This window comes from Bacillus sp. AR4-2, from assembly GCF_008274865.1.
Classification (GTDB): Bacteria; Bacillota; Bacilli; order Bacillales; family Bacillaceae_G; genus Bacillus_A; species Bacillus_A cereus.
On the sequence record NZ_CP031062.1, the window covers coordinates 3506662 to 3528001 of the forward strand.

Sequence of the window (21340 nt, forward strand, 5' to 3'; positions counted from 1 at the left end):
CTTCGATGCTTTTCAAATAAGTTAAACAATCCGTTTCCGAATCGAGCTTGAAATCAAATCAATTATAATTACCATTAAAATAATACCTAATAAAATAATACCAACACGAGACCAATTCCGTGAACTCAGCGCAAAAATTAAAGGTGTACCAATCCCTCCTGCTCCAATAACCCCTAAAATTGCAGCGGATCGTACATTAATTTCAAATCTGTATAACGTATACGCTAGAAAATCTGGTAACACTTGCGGTAACACCGCATACCAAAGTATTTGAAAACGATTTGCTCCTGTTGCTAGTAACGCTTCCGTCGGTCCTTTATCTATGTTTTCAATTCCTTCTGAATATAGTTTTCCTAACATTCCAATAGAATGCAATCCTAAGGCTAATACTCCTGCAAAAGAGCCTGGACCAACAGCTTTTATAAATAAAAGAGCCATAACTAATTCAGGAAACGTACGAACAAAACTAAGTACAATTTTCCCAGATCCTGAAGTTAATTTTCCACTACTCATATTCGTTGCCGCCCAAAAGGCAAACGGAACAGATAAAAATGCAGAAATAAATGTACCTAATATCGCAATTGCCAACGTATCAATTAATCCATGTAATAAATCTTCACCATCTGGCAAAGATACATACGACCAGTCTGGACTCAATATCCCTGTCATAATTGCTTTTGTAATTTCTCCCGCCGTTTCCTTTATTCCCTCTAGCGGTACTCCTGAAAAAGCCCATATATAAACAAATGTAAGTGCTATAAAAATAAACGAGCGATACACACTCGGTTTCTTCGGTTTTGGTACGATTATCGTCGTTTTACTCATTATAATTTCTCCCGCAACAATGTACTTACATAATCAATTACCAATACAACAACAAGAGTATAGATGATAATAGATGCAGTTTGTTGATATTGTAAAAATCCAAGTGTACGATCATAATATAGTCCAATACCACCTGCTCCTACTAAACCTAGGACAGCCGCTGCCCGTACATTCACCTCAAATGTATATAGTACATAGGAAACAAAGTGTGCTTTTACTTGTGGAATGACTCCATAAACAATCCATTGCACCTTATTAGCCCCTACAGCTGTCATCGCTTCTAGTGGGCCAGGGTCAATTGATTCAATTGATTCATACAACAATTTCGCCACGAGCCCAATTGAGAAAAAAGTAAGAGCTAAAATACCCGGAAGTGGTCCTATTCCAAAAATAGCTACGAAAATTGCCGCTAATAATAAATCTGGTATCGTTCGAATAAAATTTAAAATCAATCGAGCTGGACTGTATAAAAATGTACTAGTAAACACATTACTTGCCGCAAACAGTGCAAGTGGAATAGCTAAAATCGCTCCTAAAGTCGTCCCAATAATCGCCATACGTATTGTATCTAACATTGCTGTTGTAATAACTTGAAAATAACTCCAATCTGGCGGCACCATTTCTTTTAACAAATCCATTATATTAGGAAAACCAACTACTAGCTTTGAAAATGATGCGTCGACCTGTATACTACTTCCCCACAACAGTAAAATGAATAGAATAAACGTTAACATATGTTTTAACTTACTCGGCGGCTTCGGTATCGACTTCGAATATATCGTCACATCATTCATTTAGCTGCCACCTCTAACAATTCACTTTTCTGTGCTACGTCACCATAAATTTCAGCAAACTTTTCATCCGTTGCTGCTTCTACTAAACCATCAAAAACAATTTCGCCTGCATGTAATCCAATAATACGCGTCGCATATTGCCTAGCTAAAGCAATAGAATGTAAGTTTACAATTGTTGTAATTCCAAAATCTTCATTAATTTTCTTTAAATCATCTAATACTTGCTTTGTTGTTAGCGGATCTAACGACGCAACAGGTTCATCTGCCAATATGATTTTTGCTTCTTGCGCCAATGCTCTAGCTATCGATACACGTTGTTGTTGTCCTCCTGATAATTCATCAGCACGTGCATATGCTTTTTCTAAAATATTCACTCTTTTTAACGCTTGAAATGCGAGCTCCACATCCTCTTTCGGAAACAAACCTAACGTTGTACGCAATGTCGAATGATATCCAACACGGCCAGCTAATACATTCTTCAATACTGTTGATCGCTTTACAAGGTTAAAACTTTGAAAGATCATACCAATATCCCGGCGCATACGTCGTAAATCTTTTCCTTTTGCAGCAGTAATAGACTCACATTCAATCATGATTTCGCCTTCTGTAATCTCATGAAGACGATTTACCGATTTTAGAAGTGTAGACTTTCCAGCTCCGGACAGCCCTACCATTACAACAAACTCACCTTTTTGAATTTTCAAGTTTATATTATTCAATCCTTTTGTACCATTTGGATACACTTTGGAGACATTTCGAAATTCTATCACACATCTTACCTACCTTCTATGTATTCAAAACGGCAAACTAACTGAAAACATTCCCTTTCAGCTAGCTGCCATTTCCATATGTATTATTGCGTTTTTACTTTCTTCCCATATTCACGAACGATGTCAAATTTACTATCATCAGATTTAACATATCCTTCATGTGAATATACTTCTTTAATGATTTTGTGACCTTCCTCATTTTTTCCAATTTCAATGAAAGCATCCTGTAATTTCTTGCTCCACTCTTCATCTAAATCAGAACGTACCGAAATCGTATCGTTTGGAATTTTCTCCGTAAATTTCACTATTTTCGTTTGCTCGAATATATTCGGATAATCTTTTTTTACAATATTACGAGCATCTTGGAATACAACAGCTGCATCTACGTCACCATTTAAAAGAGCAATAAGCGACTGATCGTGACCTTTTAATGTAACAGGTTTCACATCTTTTAACGGATCAATTCCCTCTTTTAATAGAACAGCTGCAGGCCATACATACCCTGCTGATGATGTTACATCTTGATAACCAATCTTTTTACCTTTTAAATCTTTTACACTATTTATATTAGAGTCTTTTTTAACAACAAACTCAGATTTATAATAATCTACTAAATCTTTTGTAGGAGCTCCTGTTTCATCCTCTACTCCAAAACGTTGTGCTTGTAAAATTACATTTGCAGCCTTCTTTTCATGTGCTAATACGTACGCTGTTGGCGGTAAAAATCCTACATCTACTTGTTTAGATGCCATCGCTTCTACAATTGTATTGTAGTTCGTTGAAATACTAACTTTTACTGGAATATTTAACTTATCACTTAATAGCTTCTCAAGCGGTTTTGCCTTCGCCTCTAACGTATCTGCATTTTGAGAAGGAACAAATTGAACATTTAAAGTCTTCGGTACATACCCTTTTTTCGTATCTTCATTTTTACTTGCACTTGATTCCTTCGTTCCACAGCCACTTAATAATCCCGCTGCTAGTACAACTGTTGTGCTCATTGCAAAAACTTTTTTCAACATATTAATGCCTCCATTTTTCATTGTTATAAAATAACCTTTCATAAACATGAAGAAATATATCACATATTTTTACAAATAATTGATTATTTACAGAATCTTTACACATTCTATACACTCACATTAAAATTCTCTTCACATATTTGATATGATGAATTGGAAGATAACAATAGAAAAGGTGAGTCATATTGGAACAAAATCAAACTGTAACTTTAAACATCTTATTAACAAGCGATATACATGGCACTGTTTATCCTATTCACTACCAAGATAACTCCCCAGCAGAACTTGGTTTAGCTAAAATTTCTACTCTTATAAAAAAAGAACGTTCCCAAAATACAAACGTTCTTTTAATTGATAATGGCGACTTTATTCAAGGAACACCATTTACTTATCATTATGTTACATACGAAAAAAACAAAAAAAACCCAATGTCCTTATTAGCGAATTACTTACAGTATGACGCTGCAATTATCGGCAATCATGAGTTTAATTACGGGATGGATATATTAAATAATGCTGTGACTACTGCGAACTTCCCGTACCTATCAGCAAACATTTTAGATAAAAACATAAAGAAGCCTTATTTCGGAAAACCTTATATAATCAAACAGATTGAATCCAATATAAAAATTGCTATTTTAGGGGTGACAACGCACTACATTACCAATTGGGAACAACCCCATCACATTAAAGACTTACAATTTGAAGATGCATTAGAAACAACGAAAAAGTGGGTTTCTTACATTCGCAAACATGAGAAACCAGATTTACTAGTCGTAGCGTATCACGGGGGAGTTGAACGAGATTTACAAACCGGGGTACCGACTGAAGTTTTAACAGGAGAAAACCAAGGATATGCAATGTGCCATGAAATTGAAGACATAGATATTTTATTAACAGGCCACCAGCACCGGGAAATTGCTCACACAATGGCTAACGGTGTAACAATTTTACAGACCGGATGTAATGGAAACTCAGTTGGAAAAGTAAAAATAACATTCGAAAAAACAAAACATAAATGGGTTAAAAAAGAGAGTTCTTCTGAATTATTATCTGTACAAGGAGTTGAGGCTGACCAAGATGTACTTTCATTGGTAGCCGATTACGAAGAGAAAACACAAAAGTGGCTTGATCAACCTATTGGAATCATTCAGGGGGATATGCAAATTTCAGATGCTATGCAAACTCGTTTGCATGATCATCCTTTTATCGAATTCATAAATAAAATACAGATGGATATAGCTAATGTATCAATTTCTTGTACAAGTTTGTTCCATAATACATCTCCAGGTTTCCCGGAACATGTAACAATGCGTGACATCGTTTCTAATTATATTTATCCGAACACATTAAAAGTAATTAGACTAACTGGAGCGGACATAAAAAATGCTCTTGAACTCTCTGCTTCTTATTTCACATTAAAAACAGATGGATCCATCACCGTAAGTCCTACCTACATAGAACCAAAGCCACAACATTATAATTATGATATGTGGGAAGGGATTTCATACGTATTAAACATTTCAAAACCAATTGGTGAAAGAGTAGAATCTTTACAGCATAACAGTGCTCCTCTTAATATGAATGAAGAATATGACGTTGTAATGAATAATTATCGTGCAAGTGGCGGGGGAAATTTCTTTATGTTTCAAAACAAACCGGTAGTAAAAGATATCCCCACAGATATGTCTGAACTTATCGCTAATTATATATTGGAACATAAAACGATAGAAGCAACAGTTAATAACAACTGGAAAGTTATTAAATAACGATTTTTACATATAAAAAAGATGGGCTTCGCCCATCTTTTAATTTAATCTTGCATTATCTTGCTTTTTTAAAGCTTTTAATTTCGTCGGTGTAACATCTGTACCTTCTTCGTTAACAACTTTAATACCTTTAAGTTCGTTTAACATATTTTGACGAAATCCTTTTAAATATTGTTCACGTAGCGATTGACGCTCACGTTGCTCTTCTTCAGTTAAACCTTCAGCTTTTGCTTTTTTCGCTAAGAAGTTAATGCGTTCAACGAGTTCGTGATTAATCATCTCGAATCCCCCTTCTAATCAAAACTGATTATTATCATACAATAGTTACTCTTCTTTATCAAGCAATTGCTTCGTATACTCTACATATCTACGATGTACAGTCGCCTTTGAAACATTATGACCAAATCCACGTAATGTTGCTGCAATTTCTTCAAACGTGAGTTCACTTTTTCGCAAACGTACAATTTCCTCAATTGGCACTTCTTTTTTCTCTCTTCCTACACTTAAATGACGATTTTTTAAATTTTTTTCTGGACGATAACCTTTTTCTACTGCACGTTGCATACCTCGTTTAATTTTCAAATTATGAATCTTTCTTTGATATTCTTCAACAATACCAATAATATCTAATACCATTGAATCAGAATCCGACAATTGTAATTCACCATTATGTGTATGCGTATATACTTTTATGCCTTCTTTATGTAAACAATGCATTAACGCGATCTTCGCATTTCCTCTACCAAGACGCGTTTCATCTTGTATAAGTAACACATCAATTTGTTCGTCTCGAATTGTATCCAACACCTCTAATATACCGTCACGTTCAATTGTATATCCACTAGCCTGCTCTTCAATCACCTTAGTAACATTCATTTGATAGCGCTCAGCTAAATGCAATAATTCATCTTTTTGACGTAATAATGATGTTTCTTGCGCTTCTTTCGTTGTACTCACACGTGCATAAATAATTGCATTCATTTTGAACCCCTCTTTCTCCCTATTATTTCCCTATAGTGTAACATAAATCCGCCATTTGTTCGAACTTATGTTTGTAGAATGTTTTTTCACATGTTATACTTATTAATAAGAAAAATGAAAGAAAACGAGGTGTTAGAAAACATGGAAAAGTTAACGAAACGCCAGCAAGACATTCTCGACTTTATTAAGCTAAAAGTACAAGAAAAAGGATATCCACCTTCCGTACGTGAAATTGGTCAAGCAGTCGGCCTCGCTTCTAGTTCTACAGTGCACGGACATTTATCACGATTAGAAGAAAAAGGATACATTCGACGCGATCCAACAAAACCACGTGCCATTGAAATTTTAGGTGAAGACCGAATGGATACGGAAACACAATCTGTTATTCAAGTTCCAATTGTCGGAAAAGTCACTGCTGGTTTACCAATTACAGCGGTCGAAAGCGTAGAAGAACATTTCCCACTTCCAGCTAGTATTGTTGCTGGAGCAGACCAAGTGTTCATGTTACGTATTTCTGGAGATAGTATGATTGAAGCTGGTATTTTCGATGGAGATTTAGTTGTTGTTCGCCAACAGCAGTCTGCATATAATGGTGAAATTGTAGTCGCTTTAACAGAGGATAACGAAGCAACAGTTAAACGTTTCTATAAAGAAAAAGACCATTTCCGTCTACAACCAGAAAACTCTTCATTAGAACCTATCATTTTAAAACAAGTGTCAGTTATCGGGAAAGTAATTGGCGTATATCGTGATTTACATTAAAAATAACAAAAAGAAGATAATTACCTTATTTATATACGGTAATTATCTTCTTTTTGTATTTTGATAGATTTCCATGCATTCTATTTCTTATTAACGAGTTTCAATCGTCACATCTCCCGCAGCCGTTTTACCGCTAATCTTTTTACTACCATTTCCAATTGTTACATTTTTATTTTCTTCATTAAAAATCGTTACATCTCCCGCAGCACTTTGCCCAGTAATTACCGCATCTTGTGGTTTTTCCGATAAAGTAATATCTATATCTCCCGCAGTTGAACTTGCTTCTAGATTATATTTAGAATCATGATCTTGAATATTTATTTCCCCACTTGTTGTTTTTGCGGTCACTTTCCCTAATACCTTCTTAAAGTTCACCTCACCAGCTTTTGTCGATCCCTCCACATTCTTAGCCGTTACTTGTTTCAACTCTACTTCTCCAGCAAGTGTTCTAACACTTACGCTATCACTTTTCACATCACTCATTTCGATTTGTCCAGCAGATGAATTTACTTTTACATCTTGGTAAGAGCGTTCGGGCACAAGTAGAGTCAATTTAGACGTTTGAAACCTAAAATCGTAAAAAGAAAAATCAAATGAAGCACCTTTTTCTCTTTCCCCAATAATTTTTAATGTGTCACCATTTTCTGCGATACGAATCTCTTGTTTACGTACATCTCCCGATTGCTTTACATAAAAAGAAGAGTCAGGAGATTTTTGAACAATAATATCCCCGGCATCTAACTTAACTTCTATATTTTTTAATGTTTCGTTTTTAATTACATTTTCTTTATCGCCTTTTTCAGCAGTTTGTACTGCTTTTTCATATGTTTGGGAAATTCCTATTACTCCAATAATGATACAAGCGATAGCGATTAAAAATAGTTTTTTCATCATTTACTCTCCTTTTATCATTTTGAAGTTCCATATTACATATCGTACACACAATCTCTTAAACCACTTTGTACTATAAAAAGCGATAATACATAACAATAAACCTACTCCAACAAACGTTATACTAACGAAAAGATCCAACCATATAAAAGTACCCATAAATACTTTTCCAATAACGAAAAATGGTGTTACTACACTAGCAATACCACCGATCCAAAAAGAAAATATAAAAGCAATAATTGCGACTAACGGGCCTAACACAATAATAAAATTAAACAAACTAAGTCCAATGGCTGCCATAACAGCTCTTGTCACATTTGAAGTCGATGGATTTTTTTTCATTTCATCGAAGCGATACATCGCAAGTAATTCTTTCGCGATTACTTTCGGAGAACCAAGGCCCTGTATTATTTCCGATTCAGTTTTCCCCTCTTCTAGTCCAAACTGAAAGTGCTCTTCATAATCCAATAAAATATCTTGCCTCTCTTCCTCTGGTAACTTTCTAAGATAACTTGATAATTCTTTAAGAAACCCTTCTTTACTCATCCCATTCCACCCCTTCAATAATTTCTTGTACCCCTTTCGCAAAATCACGCCATTCTGTTACTAACAAATGAAATTGCGTCTCCCCTTGCTCTGTTAATTGATAATATTTACGAGGTGGCCCTTCCGTAGATTCCTTTAAATACGTTTGAAAATACCCTTCTTTCGTCAAACGACGTAATAAAGGGTATACTGATCCTTCCGATATTAAAAATTTATTAGAAATTTGCTGAACAAGTTCATAACCGTAACTATCTTTACGTTTTACAAGTGCTAATACACAAAGTTCAAGCACACCTTTTTTAAATTGAACGTTCAAGTGCCATCCTCCTTTCCTATCTTAGTACCGTTCAATACACGGTACCTGTTTTATCCATAATATACCACTTAGTATTGTTTATTGCAAGGTACTAAACTATATTTATTCCCTAAATTTAGAAAATGAACTAACAAAATTCTGAATAAAACTATGTTATAACTAAGCAGCATTCAAAGTTTCATTTCATTTACATTAATATTAGACTTCATTCACTCTTTCCTCTTGAAAAATCCACCACAACCTTATTCACTATAGCTAATGAGAAAAAGCCTCAATACTTATCGGTATTAGGGCTTTTTCTCATTAGCTATATATGAATCGAATTCCTATTTGAGAACCTGCATATGCGACAAATACTTTAATACCATATTTTATTTCTCATCATCGTTCCCCAAGATTTTTCGCTTAACATCTGATAAATCCTTCGACAACGAACTAAATGCTTTTGCTTGTTCTTCAATGACCTGTTGATTTTTTTCAATAACTTTTTGATATTGTTCTTCGCGCTGTTCATTCTTTTTTTGCGTAGTAAACAGCATCCATACAAATAAAGCTGCGAATGCTCCTTGTTGAATCATTGAATTGAAGATTTGTTCTTCCATCGTTCTCATCTCCTTTTCAAAAATTAAAGAGAATCATACGAGTGATCCTACTCTCATATCCTTATCTCACATTAAAATGTTCTTCTTTTACCCATGTGTTTTGCCCAATATCGATATAACCATCTTTTCTTGCAAAAATCCCATATGGATAAGATCCATCCACATTTCCTTTATAATTTCCATTTGGACCATCATATGTGTTAATGCCATAACCTGCTGGATATTTTGAGTAAGCATGGAACCACTCTACTTCAAAGTGTTCTTCTTTCGCCCACGCTTCCCAACCTAGACATAACATATTTTCATTCCCACCATACCAAGCAGCATCTATAATTAAATATGGCATTTTTGTATTAATGACATGACCTGTGAACCAAGCATCTTTTCCAGGACCACTATATAAATTGATGCCCCATCCTTCTGGGTATTTAGACGTTGCAATTCCCAGCCCTTTTGGTTGTAGTGGTTTATTGTTATCTTCATTAAATGCTTTGTTTATCTTCTCAATGAATTGATCCACTCTTCCTTCATCGAGCATTCGATGTGGGCAATGCTTTCCACTCCACGATTTATGTGTACGTACATTACTAATCGGTATATTGAATTGTTTCATTAACTGAGCAATAACAATTGCTGCATTATCCTCCGCCTTGTAATATCTATCCCCACCGCTTAGAGAATAGCAAATTTCCACTCCGATAGATTTACGATTACCATTTCCGTTACCATCACCTGCATGCCAAGCATTACGATCAAACAGAATACCTTGTACTGCTTCTTTGTCATCTACTGCAACATGAAACGACACTGAATTATTATTCCCAATCATATACGATATCTCATTTTCTGCTGATGCATCATTGTACGTATTGTGTACTGTGATGAATTCTGGTGTCATTGTATTGGGACACTTTATACCATATTTACTTGGATCCACTAATTTTTTTCTAATTTCCATTACTGATTATCTCCTTTTTTATTTTTTATCATTTAAAATTCCACTGAATTATTAAGTACATCTAGAAACTAAATCCTCAGACAGGCCATATTCTATATAATGGGTTATGGTCCTCACATTCAAAAAAAGAAAAAGAGCAACTTTTTACATCAGTTGCTCTTTCAAAAATCGCACTCTATATTCCGCCCAGCATTTTACAGATATTACTCTCATCTCAAGAGGTATGATAACAAGTTTTTTCATCCTACTTAATACATGCTGATTTAAAGATATTATCTTACATTAAAATGCTCTTCTTTTACCCATGTGTTTTGTCCAATATCAATGTAACCATCTTTTCTCGCAAAAACACCATATGGATAAGATCCATCCACATTTCCTTTATAATTTCCATTTGGACCATCATATGTGTTAATACCATAACCTGCTGGATATTTTGAGTAAGCATGGAACCACTGCACTTCAAAGTGTTCTTCTTTTGCCCAGGCTTCCCAACCTAGACATAACATATTTTCATTCCCGCCATACCAAGCAGCATCTATAATTAAATATGGCATTTTTGTATTAATGACATGACCTGTAAACCAAGCATCTTTTCCAGGACCACTATATAAATTGATGCCCCATCCTTCTGGGTATTTAGACGTTGCAATTCCCAGCCCTTTTGGTTGTAGCGGTTTATCAGAAGGTTCAGTTGTACCACCACCGTCTCCTTTTCCTAAGTAGTCTAATGGATTCACAGCATTACTCTTATTGATGTTCCAAGACCCTTTATGCAATTCAAAATGCAAGTGTTGACCACTAGAATCCCCTGTGTTCCCCATAACCCCAATAGTTTGTCCTTGTGTAACATAATCACCTTCTTTTACTGTTCGAGAACCGCTACGCATATGGGCATATACTGTTTCCCATGTAACCCCATCAATAGTGTGCACAATCATAATACATTCACCATAACTGGATGAAATATAAGAACGACTAACTCGTCCGCTAGCTGCTGCATAAATTGGATGATAGCCCGATTCAGCAAGATCTATCCCATGATGATCTGGTCTGCTCCCCCGAAATCCACTTGTTACTCTCGTTGTATCTGTTGGATAAATAAATTTTGCCATAATAATCTTCCTTTCTATTCATACGTAATATAAAAAGGCACTTAAAAAAGCACCCTTTTATATTTTTTCTATATATTAAAATTTATAATTTAAAATCAAATAATAAAAAACTTTGTTATTACCTTACATTAAAATGTTCTTCTTTTACCCATGTGTTTTGTCCAATATCAATGTAACCATCTTTTCTCGCAAAAACACCATATGGATAAGATCCATCCACATTTCCTTTATAATTTCCATTTGGACCATCATATGTGTTAATACCATAACCTGCTGGATATTTTGAGTAAGCATGGAACCACTGCACTTCAAAGTGTTCTTCTTTTGCCCAGGCTTCCCAACCTAGACATAACATATTTTCATTCCCGCCATACCAAGCAGCATCTATAATTAAATATGGCATTTTTGTATTAATGACATGACCTGTAAACCAAGCATCTTTTCCAGGACCACTATATAAATTGATGCCCCATCCTTCTGGGTATTTAGACGTTGCAATTCCCAGTCCTTTTGGTTGTAACGGCTTATTGTCACCGCCACCAGTTCCTCCATCAAAATCTACATATTGTTTAACAATTTCAGAGTAGAAGAAATTCCCCCCGTTTTTATATCGATAACCACCATTGTAGGCAACAGCGATAGGGTTACTATATTTCACCATAGCACCGGTCGTATTTCCAAGTGATGGCGCAACAACCGTTTTAGAATACAGATCTGCCACCGGTAATGAATGCTGTTTATTGTTAGAAGCTAACCAGCGAAGGTAAGCTCGTCCAAAATTATACGATTGAACAATGGCACTTAAATCTGTAATGCCATTTTTCTTCGCATCATCAAAAGCACCCTTTAAATGCTTCACTCCGTAATAAATTGAATCTTTCGGGTTTTTAATTGTATTCATTGCCCATCCTTGTGATTCACTAGACTGCATAATATCAGGTGTCGTTTCAGAATTCCCTCCACTTTCCACCATAATAATTCCAAGCACGTAAGGAACTAACTCAGGTACACCTTGTGCAGAACATTCGCTTTCTACCATTGATTGCCAACGTAATACCTGTTGTGGCAAATTCTTTGTTTTGACTGAAGCAGCTAATAAACTCATCATTAAACATCTCCTTATTTTTCTATTATTTTCGCCTGTAAAACTACTACTTTACTAAATATAACTAGAAGCTAAAGACCTATTAATCCATCAAATCACTTCATATTACTCACCTTCTTTCACAACAAAAAGAGCAACCATAAAAATAGTTGCTCTTTCGTCGAAATCTTATATTACTACTATAAATCACTTTTTCAATACTTTCTGTACACTACATGTATCCTACAAAAAGGTAACACTAAAATCCATCTAAAAACTTGACAATCTTCCTTATTTCAGCATGTTTTCGGCGTATATAGCCTGTACTATAATGTAATTCAAACGCAATTTGCTCTAAAGTCATTCCATCAACATATTTCATTTTAAGTATTTGATGATCCAGTCCTGTAAACTTATTAATCAAAAGCTTTAAATCATACTCTTCATTCATTTTATGAGCTAATTCATATTCAATTGCTTCAATCCGCCCTTCTACCTTAGCCCCTTCCGATTCAGCGGTTAATCTTACATTTTGCAAATCACCGCTAATCCAACGCTTCAATTCGGCTTTTGATTTATCTAAGTTGTATTCTAAATAAGCAATTTCTTCTTCTAACTTCTTATAATCTTTGAGCCATTCGAACACTTACTGATTCACCCACTTCCGTTCTTTTTACAAAGTCTCTTAATACTAATTTAATAGCATGAATATGCTTATTAGCCTTTTCAATCTTTATTACTTGTAAATCATCTAGCATTTTTTCTTATGACCTATATTTATTTAACACTTCTTGTAATCTCTCACGCTCTTCATCAGTAGACTGCACGGTTTTTCTTTCCTCTTCTAGATTTGTTGATTCATCATCTTTATATAACCAATCGGGTACAATCTCTTTTCTATTTGAATACTTCCTACCTGTCCCGTTATATTTCTTTTTCTTGCTCATTTCGAAACGTCTATCTAGTATGGCCACATCAACTAATGTTTTAACTTCTTGCTCCTTCCAATTCCTCAATATAGCCTTAATGTAGTTCCATCTTGGCGCATTCTCATCAACGGCTTTATTAATTGCATGCTGAATTAACTCCCCACTAAACAAATTACAAAAACTCCCCAACTCTGCAATTGCAATTTCACTTAACGGAATGCCCATCCCCTTAATAAAGTTACAACTTACTTTAACCCTCTCATTGATGAATACACGAGATTCTAATTTATCCATATCATCATTATTATTTCGTTTATTAGTATTTAGTTTATTAGTATTTAGTCTATTAGTATTTAGTAGTTTCTGATTTTCCTCATATGGCTTTACCACATCTTGGTTTTCCATTTGTGGCATGTTCCTTTGTGGCGTTTCGTAAATTTCCGTATCCCACCTTGTAATTTTTTTCGTATTCCCATCACGAACAGGATAACGTTTTACATAACCTAATTCTTTTAATTCCTTAAAACCTGTACGGAGCGAATCTTCTCCATCCTTAGCATGTCGAGCTAATTCGCTAATATGAAAAGTCCAATCGTCTGGTAATGTAAGCGCATAGGCTAAGATTCCTTTCGCTTTCCATGACAACCTTTCATCTTTTAAACCAGTATTATTTATAACGGAATAATTACTATCTTTTTTCACTCGAATAATCCCCATACTAGCCACCTCATCAATTCTCAAAAACGGTATTCAATGTTATACTTATCTAGAGATATTTTTTCTTATAGAATCCGCTGCAACGGATTCTTTTCTTATGCATTCATTCAAAACAATCATGCTATCCATATCTATTTTCTTCTAAACCTCTCTTATTCCTCAAGTTCAACATCCACTTGGATTTCGATATTCATTGGAATTTCTTGTGTTATACGAATCACATTTTGACTCATTCCTTTTTGAATAAGCTTTCTAACCTGCTCTTTTGCATCTTCTTTTGTTTTAAATTCACTGACAGTTGGTAACCCTGCTAAACTGCTAGTAATTACTAAAATCTTTCTTTGCATGTTCTTTCCTCCTACTGAATGTCTGCCATATTTATTTGTGAGTTTTTAACTGTAATTTCTTCATTTAAAACAGTTGGAATTGAATATTCTTCATTAATCATTTGTATTGCTCTATCCAAATGATAACGTTTAATAGCTTTATAACTATTCACACCAAATTCCCGATGTAACTGACTATAAATATCTCTATATAACTTCCTTCTAAGACCGATATCCTGATAAGAATTTGAATTTTTACCTCCCAATAACATAACACCTAACCTTTTTACAGCCCTTGTTATCTCTTCACACTCGATAGCATAAAGCGGCGTATTTTCTCGCAAACCCTTCACCTCAGACTTTATCTCTTGTATCTCCTGAGTATGTCCTTCTAACGCAGCAAATGTTAACTTTAAAACCCCCATTGGATCCTTTGGCACATTTTGTTGATTTTGTATATATTGCTTCATTCGTTTGAACTCTTTCATAAATTTGATTTTCATTCCAACCGCTTCTCTACTGGTATATCCCATAACAAGTAACTTGAATGCTTCTTCTGTTAAATCATATTTAGGGATTCGCCTATTCTTTGAATTAAAATAAGTGGACTCGTGAAAATTTTCTCCTCCAAACTCTTCACCTACATATACAATTTGTTTTCGAACTTCCTTCAAAACGTCGAAGTGATTTTTTTTGAATATCTTCGCAATTATCAAACTATCCGTTACTACTTTGCCATTAACTTCAAATACTAATGAACTATGTACTGATGAGTCAATTAATTGCCCCATCCTCATCTCCTCCTCACTACTAATTTTGGACTATCTTTATTGCATTGAGATAATTTCGCACTACGCATAATTCTTTACTTTCTTTTTACAAATTAACTAGTTATCGGAATTTAAATTAAATACTTTGATATGAACCCTCTTATTAAATCATCATTCAATAATTCGATTATAGGGTTACATTTTAAGTAAATTTCCTCCGATTTCAATTCGCTTCATTTTCTTCAAATTCAAAAAGATATTCCAAACTATGTTCTGGAAAAAAAGTTTTCTTAATTTCAAAAGCTTCATCATAATAAAAACGAAATTTACCATTTATTTTGTCGCTCACTGTTGCGTGGCGAAGTTTCAGATGCGAAGAAATTTGTGTAATCATAATTCTTTTTCTCGCCATCTCTGCACGCAAATTCGGATACATTGACTCACCACCTGTTTTTTGTACGATATTGCGTTCATTTCCATTTAAATATAAACTCAGTTTCGTATTTAGTCAACAAAAAAACGTATTTAAATACTCAATTTCGTATATTTTTCTATTTACTAACAATTTTAGTTAGGTTATGATATATACAGAAATACGCAATATCGTATACATTTTAATAAGAAAGATGGTGAAAGTAATGAAAAAAGCAGAGGTTGTAACACGCTTAATAAAAGAAGCTGGCTATAGCAAAAGAGCCTTCGCCGAAAAAATAGGTCTCCCCCCCACAACACTGCAATCCATGTTATCAAGAGGGATTGGTAAAGCGTCTGTTGATAATGTCATAAAAGTTTGTAAGGGATTAGGAATTACTACTGATGATTTAGAAAGACTCGCAACTCAAGAGGACAATACTGTTAAAGAAGAAGTTTCTATTTATGAAACCATCCAAAACGATCAATCAAACATTCTTCATATTCCTATCATTGGTTCTGTAGCAGCTGGTACACCAATATTCGCTGAAGAAAATATCGAAGGCTATTTACCCATGCTGAGTACATTTTTAAACAAACGTAAAAAGTATTTTTATCTTACTGTAAAAGGCACTAGCATGAATCTCGAATTCCCTGATGGTTCTTATGTTTTAGTAGAGGAAACTCCTTATGTTGAAAACGGACAAATTGCTGTTGTAAAAGTCAATGGTTATGATGCTACCGTGAAAAAGATTTCAAAATCCGGAAGCATCATTACTTTAATACCATTGAGTAATGACCCTATCCACGAACCAAAAACTTACGACCTTTCAGCTGAAGATGTAAAAATAATTGGTCGCGTTGTACAGGCAGTAAAGAATTATTAAGTTATAGCACAAGTGATTTAAAAAAGATAAAATCAATTCTTTTGAAAAGATTTTCTTAGTAACATGATTTAAAATAACCAAAAACAATCCATTATCTAGTAGTTAATATATCCAATAACTTCACTAAAAAAGCCCTGATACCGTAGTATCAAGGCTTTTTTAGTTCATAAATTATATAAAACTTACGTTTATCTGATAATGTTTTTCTATGATATCACTACTTGTTATTAATTATTGGCTTTTATGTGGCTATTTTTCATTTTGCAACCACATAAAATTGTAATAATAGGGAATTAAAAAACCCTTGATACGAGTTGTATCAAGGGTTCAAGCCTCTTAGTATAGAGACATATATTGATCGCGTTCCCATTGGTGAACTTGTGTTCTAAAGATATCCCACTCAATCTCTTTCGCTTCGATGAAGTGCTCAAGTAAGTGTTCTCCTAGTGCACCGCATACTACTTCATTAGATTGTAATGTAACTAATGCTTGCGCTAATGTTGCTGGTAAGTCAACGATACCTGCTTCTTCGCGCTCTTCTTTTGTCATTACATAGATGTTACGATCTACTGCTGCTGGTGGAGTTAATTTGTTTTTAATTCCATCAAGACCTGCAGCTAATAATGTAGCCATTACTAAATATGGGTTTGCAGCTGGGTCAACACTACGCACTTCTACGCGTGTACTAATACCACGAGATGCAGGGATACGTACTAACGGACTACGGTTTTGTGCAGACCATGCTACGTAACAAGGCGCTTCATATCCAGGTACTAGACGTTTATATGAGTTTACAGTTGGGTTTGCTATCGCTGTAAATGCTGGTGCATGTTTTAAAATACCTGCGATGAAGTGACGAGCATCATCACTTAATTGTAAGTCACCGTTTGCATCAAAGAATACGTTCTCACCATTTTTAAATAATGATAAGTTACAGTGCATACCTGAACCGTTCACACCGTATAGTGGTTTTGGCATAAACGTTGCGTGTAAACCATGTTTACGAGCAATTGTTTTTACAACAAGTTTGAATGTTTGAATGTCATCACATGAGCGAATTGCATTTGCATATTTAAAGTCAATTTCGTGCTGTCCTGGAGCAACCTCATGGTGAGATGCTTCAATTTCAAATCCCATTTCTTCAAGTTCAAGAACGATATCACGACGACAGTTTTCCCCTAGATCCATCGGCGCAAGGTCGAAGTATCCACCGTTATCGTTTAGTTCTAATGTTGGATTTCCTTTTTCATCAACCTTAAATAGGAAGAATTCTGGCTCTGGTCCAAGATTGAAGTCTGAAAATCCTAAAGCTTCCATTTCTTTTAACACACGTTTTAAGTTGTTACGTGGGTCTCCATCAAATGGAGTGCCATCTGCATTGTAAATATCACAGATTAGTCGAGCTACTTTACCTTTTTCAGCTGTCCAAGGGAAAATTACCCAAGTGTCTAAATCAGGATATAAATACATATCAGACTCTTCAATACGTACGAAACCTTCAATCGAAGATCCATCAAACATCATTTTGTTATCAAGAGCTTTCGTTAATTGTCTCACTGGAATCTCTACGTTTTTAATTACCCCTAAAAGGTCCGTAAATTGTAAACGGATATACTTTACATTCTCTTCTTTCGCCAAACGGAAAATATCTTCTTTTGTGTATCTAGACATTATAAATTCCTCCTTAGTCCCTCTAATCGCCTTCAGAATCAGTTATCTTTAGTGAAAAAATCTTGAAATGTCACCTTGTCGCAATGAAGTTCGATTGAATCTACCTGTATGTTGTAGTTCATCTCGAAGTATTTTGCGAAGCTCAGTTTTTGAAATTTCTTTCGTTTCTTCTTTTACTTTCACTGCTTCTGTTTGATTTTCTTTCATTAGTAACACTTGTTTAATACCAGCCATATTCAGGCCTTGATCTAACAAATCTTTAATTTCTAACAACTTATCTACATCGTTAAATGAAAATAATCTACGATTCCCCTTTGTACGGGTTGGAGAAACAAGATTATGCTCTTCATAGTAGCGAATTTGACGTGCAGACAATTGTGTTAAATCCATAACAATACCAATAGGAAACAGCGGGGCAGAACGTCTATCTTCTTTCATTTTTCAGTTCCTCCTTCGCCTTAACTGCTTCTCATTTTATACCATGTTATGTTTAGTGTCAATAGATGTTAGCTTTTCTTACATGATTTTTTATAATTTTTTTCTAATCGCATAAATCATTACTTTTATACGAAAAAAGCTGCCAAAATCGACAGCTTCCCATTAAGAAATTATTAATAAATTCTTTTCAATCAATTCGTCAATCGCAGAACAAATCGCAATTTTAACATGCGAATACGTTAAGCCACCTTGCACATACGCAACATACGGTGGTCTAATTGGACCATCAGCAGACAATTCAATACTTGCACCTTGAATAAACGTTCCCGCCGCCATGATTACATCATCTTCATAACCTGGCATATAGTTTGCATACGGAGTAAAATGCGAATTAATTGGAGATGCATATTGAATCGCTTGGCAGAAGGCAATCATACGGTCTTTATCATCAAATTGAACCGATTGAATTAAGTCTGTTCTTGGCGCATTCCACGCTGGTGACGTGTTCATTCCTAACTTTTCTAAAAACGCAGCTGTAAAAATTGCACCTTTCAGCGCTTGTCCTGCAACATGTGGCGCTAAGAAGAACCCTTGATACATTTCTTGCAGACTGTATAAAGACGCTCCAGCTTCCGCACCAATTCCCGGAGACGTTAAACGATATGCACACGCTTCAACATACTGTTCTTTCCCGACAATATAACCACCAGTTTTAACAATTCCGCCGCCCGGGTTTTTAATAAGCGAACCCGCCATTAAATCTGCACCAACATGACATGGCTCTTGCTCTTCAATAAACTCGCCATAACAGTTATCTACAAACACAACAACATCAGGTTTAATTTCTTTAACAAACGCGATCATCTCTTTAATTTGAGAAATAGTAAACGATGGACGAGTAGCATAACCTTTCGAACGCTGAATACCGATCATTTTCGTATTATTATGAATCGCCGCTGCAACAGCCTCAAAATCAACAAGCCCAGCACTAGTTAGCGGAACTGCATTGTAACCGATATTATATTCTTTAAATGAACCTACACCTTTCCCACGTACACCAACAATTTCCTCTAACGTATCATACGGTTTCCCAGTGATATACAATAACTCATCTCCCGGGCGTAAAATACCAAATAACGCTGTAGAGATAGCGTGAGTACCTGAAATAATTTGCGGACGAACAAGTCCAGCTTCCGCCCCAAATACATCAGCATACACTTTTTCTAACGTATCACGGCCAATATCATCATAACCATAACCTGTTGTCGGGATAAAATGCGAGTCACTAATTTTATGTTTCCGAAAACTTTCTAATACACGAAACTGATTGCTTTCAATCACTTCATCCGCACGTTTATGTACTTCTGTAATCTGACTCTCTACTTCTTTTACAATTGGAGCAATTTTTTCTCCATTTTTCAAACGATCAAACATTTTTATTTTCTCCTTCTTCCACTAAAAATCTCTTTAATTGCACATTAAGCGATGAATGAGTAAAAATATACCCTGCACAATCATATACAAATTTATCTTCTAGAAACTCCATCTTTGCTAATAGAGTTTCCGTCTTTAAAAGCGTTAACAACTTACCTTCACTCGAAGGGATTTCCACTCGATAACAATCCATTTCTTTCTTCATCTTCGTTTCTATCGCTTCTTTTATACGCAATAAATCACTTTCTTCAAAAGCACTAGTCATTAAGAAATCACTTTTCGGAAACGGAATAAAGTTTTGATGTAATTCATCTTTTTTATTATATAACGTAATAATAGGAATATGGTTAATTTCAAGTTCTGATAATAATCGTTTTACTGTTTTTTCATGCCCTATGTAGTTAGGATCCGCGGAATCAACTACCTGTAAAATGACATCTGCTTCCCCCGCTTCTTCCAGTGTCGAACGAAAAGCAGCGATTAATGAAGTGGGTAAATCTTGTATAAAACCAACAGTATCAGTTAGTAATACTGTATAACCAGAAGGTAACGGCATCTTCCTCGTCGTTGGGTCTAATGTTGCAAACAGAAGGTTTTCTTCAAACGTATCAGCTTCCGTTAATCTATTAAACAGTGTCGATTTCCCTGCATTTGTATACCCTATTAACGAAACTTGAAATACTTTATTATCTTTTCTTCTCTCACGATATCTTTTTCGATGTTCCACAACAACTGCAAGTTGTTTCTTTATTTCATCAATACGGGATCGAATATGACGACGATCCGTCTCTAATTTCGTCTCACCTGGTCCTCTCGTTCCAATACCACCACCAAGACGCGATAAGGACAATCCTTGCCCCATAAGACGCGGCATTGTATATTGCAACTGAGCTAATTCTACTTGAAGCTTACCTTCCCTCGACTTCGCACGTTGCGCAAAAATATCCAGTATTAGTTGCGTTCGATCAATTACTCTCGCATTTAATACTGAGGATAAATTCCGAATTTGACTCGGCGTTAATTCATTATTAAATACAATAACATCCGGCTCTAATTCTTCAGTTAACATTGTAAGCTCTTCTAATTTCCCTTTACCTATGTAAGTTGCCGGATGAAACTTTGGTCGTTTTTGCGTTGTTGACACTAACAATTCTGCTCGTGCAGTCTTCGCTAGTGATGCAAGCTCTTTCATGGAATGCATAAATTTTTCATCATCATCTTGTGGCAATTGACAGCCTACTAATATGACTTTTTCTTTTTCTTCCATCAAATATGTTCACTCATCCTTTTCGAAATTTAAACCTTCTAATATAATAGCAGAG

The 21340-nt window shown here is 35.1% G+C and carries 25 protein-coding genes; 3 read left to right on the forward strand and 22 right to left on the reverse strand.

Annotation, left to right across the window (positions count from 1 at the left end; genetic code table 11):
• Window positions 1-21 precede the first annotated feature (21 nt).
• From phnE (DN399_RS18020) to DN399_RS18035, 4 genes are all read right to left on the reverse strand, one after another.
• Complete coding sequence (phnE, locus tag DN399_RS18020) at window positions 22-825, reverse strand: phosphonate ABC transporter, permease protein PhnE (RefSeq protein ID WP_149149877.1); 804 nt, start codon at window positions 823-825, stop codon at window positions 22-24.
• Window positions 825-1619: a phosphonate ABC transporter, permease protein PhnE gene (gene phnE, locus DN399_RS18025; RefSeq protein ID WP_001000763.1), complete on the reverse strand. Its 795-nt coding sequence runs from the start codon at window positions 1617-1619 to the stop codon at window positions 825-827. Before phnE (DN399_RS18025) ends, phnE (DN399_RS18020) begins: the two co-directional genes overlap by 1 nt.
• Window positions 1616-2389 carry a phosphonate ABC transporter ATP-binding protein gene (gene phnC, locus DN399_RS18030; protein ID WP_000569244.1) on the reverse strand — a complete coding sequence of 258 codons (774 nt, stop codon included), beginning with the start codon at window positions 2387-2389 and terminating at the stop codon, window positions 1616-1618. Before phnC ends, phnE (DN399_RS18025) begins: the two co-directional genes overlap by 4 nt.
• Window positions 2390-2472: 83 nt before the next feature.
• Window positions 2473-3411: a phosphate/phosphite/phosphonate ABC transporter substrate-binding protein gene (locus tag DN399_RS18035; protein ID WP_000915065.1), complete on the reverse strand. Its 939-nt coding sequence runs from the start codon at window positions 3409-3411 to the stop codon at window positions 2473-2475.
• A 185-nt stretch (window positions 3412-3596) separates the two neighbouring features.
• Here DN399_RS18035 and DN399_RS18040 point away from each other — a divergent pair, with 185 nt between their 5' ends.
• On the forward strand, window positions 3597-5180 hold the full coding sequence (locus tag DN399_RS18040; protein WP_006920043.1) for a bifunctional metallophosphatase/5'-nucleotidase: 1584 nt from the start codon (window positions 3597-3599) through the stop codon (window positions 5178-5180).
• 39 nt (window positions 5181-5219) lie between these two features.
• Here DN399_RS18040 and DN399_RS18045 read toward each other — a convergent pair whose 3' ends face one another.
• A complete protein-coding gene (locus tag DN399_RS18045) occupies window positions 5220-5459 on the reverse strand; it encodes a DUF896 domain-containing protein (RefSeq protein WP_000607016.1) in 240 nt (79 codons plus the stop codon).
• Window positions 5460-5504: 45 nt separating this feature from the next.
• Entirely contained in the window at window positions 5505-6161 is a 657-nt protein-coding gene (locus tag DN399_RS18050) for a YneB family resolvase-like protein (RefSeq protein ID WP_000991469.1), read from the reverse strand.
• A gap of 141 nt (window positions 6162-6302) precedes the next feature.
• Between DN399_RS18050 and lexA the strand changes: the two genes are divergently transcribed.
• A complete protein-coding gene (lexA, locus tag DN399_RS18055) occupies window positions 6303-6923 on the forward strand; it encodes a transcriptional repressor LexA (protein WP_000413738.1) in 621 nt (206 codons plus the stop codon).
• A gap of 90 nt (window positions 6924-7013) precedes the next feature.
• Here lexA and DN399_RS18060 read toward each other — a convergent pair whose 3' ends face one another.
• From DN399_RS18060 to DN399_RS18115, 12 genes are all read right to left on the reverse strand, one after another.
• Complete coding sequence (locus DN399_RS18060; RefSeq protein ID WP_048536031.1) at window positions 7014-7817, reverse strand: DUF4097 family beta strand repeat-containing protein; 804 nt, start codon at window positions 7815-7817, stop codon at window positions 7014-7016.
• Entirely contained in the window at window positions 7818-8360 is a 543-nt protein-coding gene (locus DN399_RS18065; RefSeq protein WP_000031383.1) for a DUF1700 domain-containing protein, read from the reverse strand.
• Window positions 8353-8676: a PadR family transcriptional regulator gene (locus DN399_RS18070; RefSeq protein WP_001102628.1), complete on the reverse strand. Its 324-nt coding sequence runs from the start codon at window positions 8674-8676 to the stop codon at window positions 8353-8355. The genes DN399_RS18065 and DN399_RS18070 overlap by 8 nt, the downstream gene beginning before the upstream one ends.
• A 371-nt stretch (window positions 8677-9047) precedes the next feature.
• Entirely contained in the window at window positions 9048-9278 is a 231-nt protein-coding gene (locus DN399_RS18075; protein WP_000392444.1) for a BhlA/UviB family holin-like peptide, read from the reverse strand.
• A 61-nt stretch (window positions 9279-9339) separates the two neighbouring features.
• Window positions 9340-10236, reverse strand: coding sequence for a peptidoglycan recognition protein family protein (locus tag DN399_RS18080; protein ID WP_016123244.1), 897 nt, complete (start codon window positions 10234-10236; stop codon window positions 9340-9342).
• A gap of 272 nt (window positions 10237-10508) precedes the next feature.
• On the reverse strand, window positions 10509-11351 hold the full coding sequence (locus DN399_RS18085; RefSeq protein WP_006920050.1) for a M23 family metallopeptidase: 843 nt from the start codon (window positions 11349-11351) through the stop codon (window positions 10509-10511).
• A 118-nt stretch (window positions 11352-11469) separates the two neighbouring features.
• A complete protein-coding gene (locus DN399_RS18090; protein ID WP_033692154.1) occupies window positions 11470-12456 on the reverse strand; it encodes a lysozyme family protein in 987 nt (328 codons plus the stop codon).
• 238 nt (window positions 12457-12694) lie between these two features.
• The gene (locus DN399_RS18095) at window positions 12695-13081 is read right to left on the reverse strand and encodes a DUF1492 domain-containing protein (protein WP_000464425.1); all 387 of its coding nucleotides are present in this window, start codon (window positions 13079-13081) and stop codon (window positions 12695-12697) included.
• Window positions 13082-13199: 118 nt separating this feature from the next.
• Window positions 13200-14081, reverse strand: coding sequence for a DnaD domain protein (locus tag DN399_RS18100; RefSeq protein WP_149149878.1), 882 nt, complete (start codon window positions 14079-14081; stop codon window positions 13200-13202).
• Between the two features lie 152 nt (window positions 14082-14233).
• Window positions 14234-14428, reverse strand: coding sequence for a hypothetical protein (locus tag DN399_RS18105; RefSeq protein WP_001189065.1), 195 nt, complete (start codon window positions 14426-14428; stop codon window positions 14234-14236).
• Window positions 14429-14439: 11 nt separating this feature from the next.
• Window positions 14440-15198: an ORF6C domain-containing protein gene (locus DN399_RS18110; RefSeq protein WP_086412708.1), complete on the reverse strand. Its 759-nt coding sequence runs from the start codon at window positions 15196-15198 to the stop codon at window positions 14440-14442.
• Between the two features lie 202 nt (window positions 15199-15400).
• Entirely contained in the window at window positions 15401-15613 is a 213-nt protein-coding gene (locus DN399_RS18115) for a hypothetical protein (protein WP_000283431.1), read from the reverse strand.
• 202 nt (window positions 15614-15815) lie between these two features.
• Between DN399_RS18115 and DN399_RS18120 the strand changes: the two genes are divergently transcribed.
• Entirely contained in the window at window positions 15816-16475 is a 660-nt protein-coding gene (locus DN399_RS18120; protein ID WP_033692152.1) for a LexA family protein, read from the forward strand.
• A 336-nt stretch (window positions 16476-16811) separates the two neighbouring features.
• On the opposite strand, the gene glnA is transcribed toward DN399_RS18120, so the two are convergent.
• The 4 genes from glnA to hflX all read right to left on the reverse strand — a co-directional run bounded on the left by glnA (window position 16812) and on the right by hflX (window position 21285).
• Window positions 16812-18146 carry a type I glutamate--ammonia ligase gene (gene glnA / locus DN399_RS18125; RefSeq protein WP_000092763.1) on the reverse strand — a complete coding sequence of 445 codons (1335 nt, stop codon included), beginning with the start codon at window positions 18144-18146 and terminating at the stop codon, window positions 16812-16814.
• Window positions 18147-18194: 48 nt separating this feature from the next.
• Window positions 18195-18584, reverse strand: coding sequence for a transcriptional repressor GlnR (gene glnR / locus DN399_RS18130; protein WP_000656783.1), 390 nt, complete (start codon window positions 18582-18584; stop codon window positions 18195-18197).
• A 162-nt stretch (window positions 18585-18746) separates the two neighbouring features.
• Window positions 18747-20018 carry a methionine gamma-lyase family protein gene (locus DN399_RS18135; protein ID WP_000460304.1) on the reverse strand — a complete coding sequence of 424 codons (1272 nt, stop codon included), beginning with the start codon at window positions 20016-20018 and terminating at the stop codon, window positions 18747-18749.
• Window positions 20011-21285 (reverse strand): GTPase HflX, encoded by a 1275-nt coding sequence (gene hflX / locus DN399_RS18140; protein WP_149150125.1) that lies wholly within the window; start codon window positions 21283-21285, stop codon window positions 20011-20013. The genes DN399_RS18135 and hflX overlap by 8 nt, the downstream gene beginning before the upstream one ends.
• Window positions 21286-21340 lie beyond the last annotated feature (55 nt).

What these genes read in the sequence shown, in the direction of transcription:
- phnE (WP_149149877.1), bottom strand. Translation starts at nt 825, where the DNA reads ATGAGTAAAACGACGATAATCGTACCAAAACCGAAGAAACCGAGTGTG.
- phnE (WP_001000763.1), bottom strand. Translation starts at nt 1,619, where the DNA reads ATGAATGATGTGACGATATATTCGAAGTCGATACCGAAGCCGCCGAGT.
- DN399_RS18035 (WP_000915065.1), bottom strand. Translation starts at nt 3,411, where the DNA reads ATGTTGAAAAAAGTTTTTGCAATGAGCACAACAGTTGTACTAGCAGCG.
- DN399_RS18045 (WP_000607016.1), bottom strand. Translation starts at nt 5,459, where the DNA reads ATGATTAATCACGAACTCGTTGAACGCATTAACTTCTTAGCGAAAAAA.
- DN399_RS18050 (WP_000991469.1), bottom strand. Translation starts at nt 6,161, where the DNA reads ATGAATGCAATTATTTATGCACGTGTGAGTACAACGAAAGAAGCGCAA.
- lexA (WP_000413738.1), top strand. Translation starts at nt 6,303, where the DNA reads ATGGAAAAGTTAACGAAACGCCAGCAAGACATTCTCGACTTTATTAAG.
- DN399_RS18060 (WP_048536031.1), bottom strand. Translation starts at nt 7,817, where the DNA reads ATGATGAAAAAACTATTTTTAATCGCTATCGCTTGTATCATTATTGGA.
- DN399_RS18065 (WP_000031383.1), bottom strand. Translation starts at nt 8,360, where the DNA reads ATGAGTAAAGAAGGGTTTCTTAAAGAATTATCAAGTTATCTTAGAAAG.
- DN399_RS18075 (WP_000392444.1), bottom strand. Translation starts at nt 9,278, where the DNA reads ATGGAAGAACAAATCTTCAATTCAATGATTCAACAAGGAGCATTCGCA.
- DN399_RS18080 (WP_016123244.1), bottom strand. Translation starts at nt 10,236, where the DNA reads ATGGAAATTAGAAAAAAATTAGTGGATCCAAGTAAATATGGTATAAAG.
- DN399_RS18085 (WP_006920050.1), bottom strand. Translation starts at nt 11,351, where the DNA reads ATGGCAAAATTTATTTATCCAACAGATACAACGAGAGTAACAAGTGGA.
- DN399_RS18090 (WP_033692154.1), bottom strand. Translation starts at nt 12,456, where the DNA reads ATGAGTTTATTAGCTGCTTCAGTCAAAACAAAGAATTTGCCACAACAG.
- DN399_RS18100 (WP_149149878.1), bottom strand. Translation starts at nt 14,081, where the DNA reads ATGGGGATTATTCGAGTGAAAAAAGATAGTAATTATTCCGTTATAAAT.
- DN399_RS18105 (WP_001189065.1), bottom strand. Translation starts at nt 14,428, where the DNA reads ATGCAAAGAAAGATTTTAGTAATTACTAGCAGTTTAGCAGGGTTACCA.
- DN399_RS18110 (WP_086412708.1), bottom strand. Translation starts at nt 15,198, where the DNA reads ATGGGGCAATTAATTGACTCATCAGTACATAGTTCATTAGTATTTGAA.
- DN399_RS18115 (WP_000283431.1), bottom strand. Translation starts at nt 15,613, where the DNA reads ATGTATCCGAATTTGCGTGCAGAGATGGCGAGAAAAAGAATTATGATT.
- DN399_RS18120 (WP_033692152.1), top strand. Translation starts at nt 15,816, where the DNA reads ATGAAAAAAGCAGAGGTTGTAACACGCTTAATAAAAGAAGCTGGCTAT.
- glnA (WP_000092763.1), bottom strand. Translation starts at nt 18,146, where the DNA reads ATGTCTAGATACACAAAAGAAGATATTTTCCGTTTGGCGAAAGAAGAG.
- glnR (WP_000656783.1), bottom strand. Translation starts at nt 18,584, where the DNA reads ATGAAAGAAGATAGACGTTCTGCCCCGCTGTTTCCTATTGGTATTGTT.
- DN399_RS18135 (WP_000460304.1), bottom strand. Translation starts at nt 20,018, where the DNA reads ATGTTTGATCGTTTGAAAAATGGAGAAAAAATTGCTCCAATTGTAAAA.
- hflX (WP_149150125.1), bottom strand. Translation starts at nt 21,285, where the DNA reads ATGGAAGAAAAAGAAAAAGTCATATTAGTAGGCTGTCAATTGCCACAA.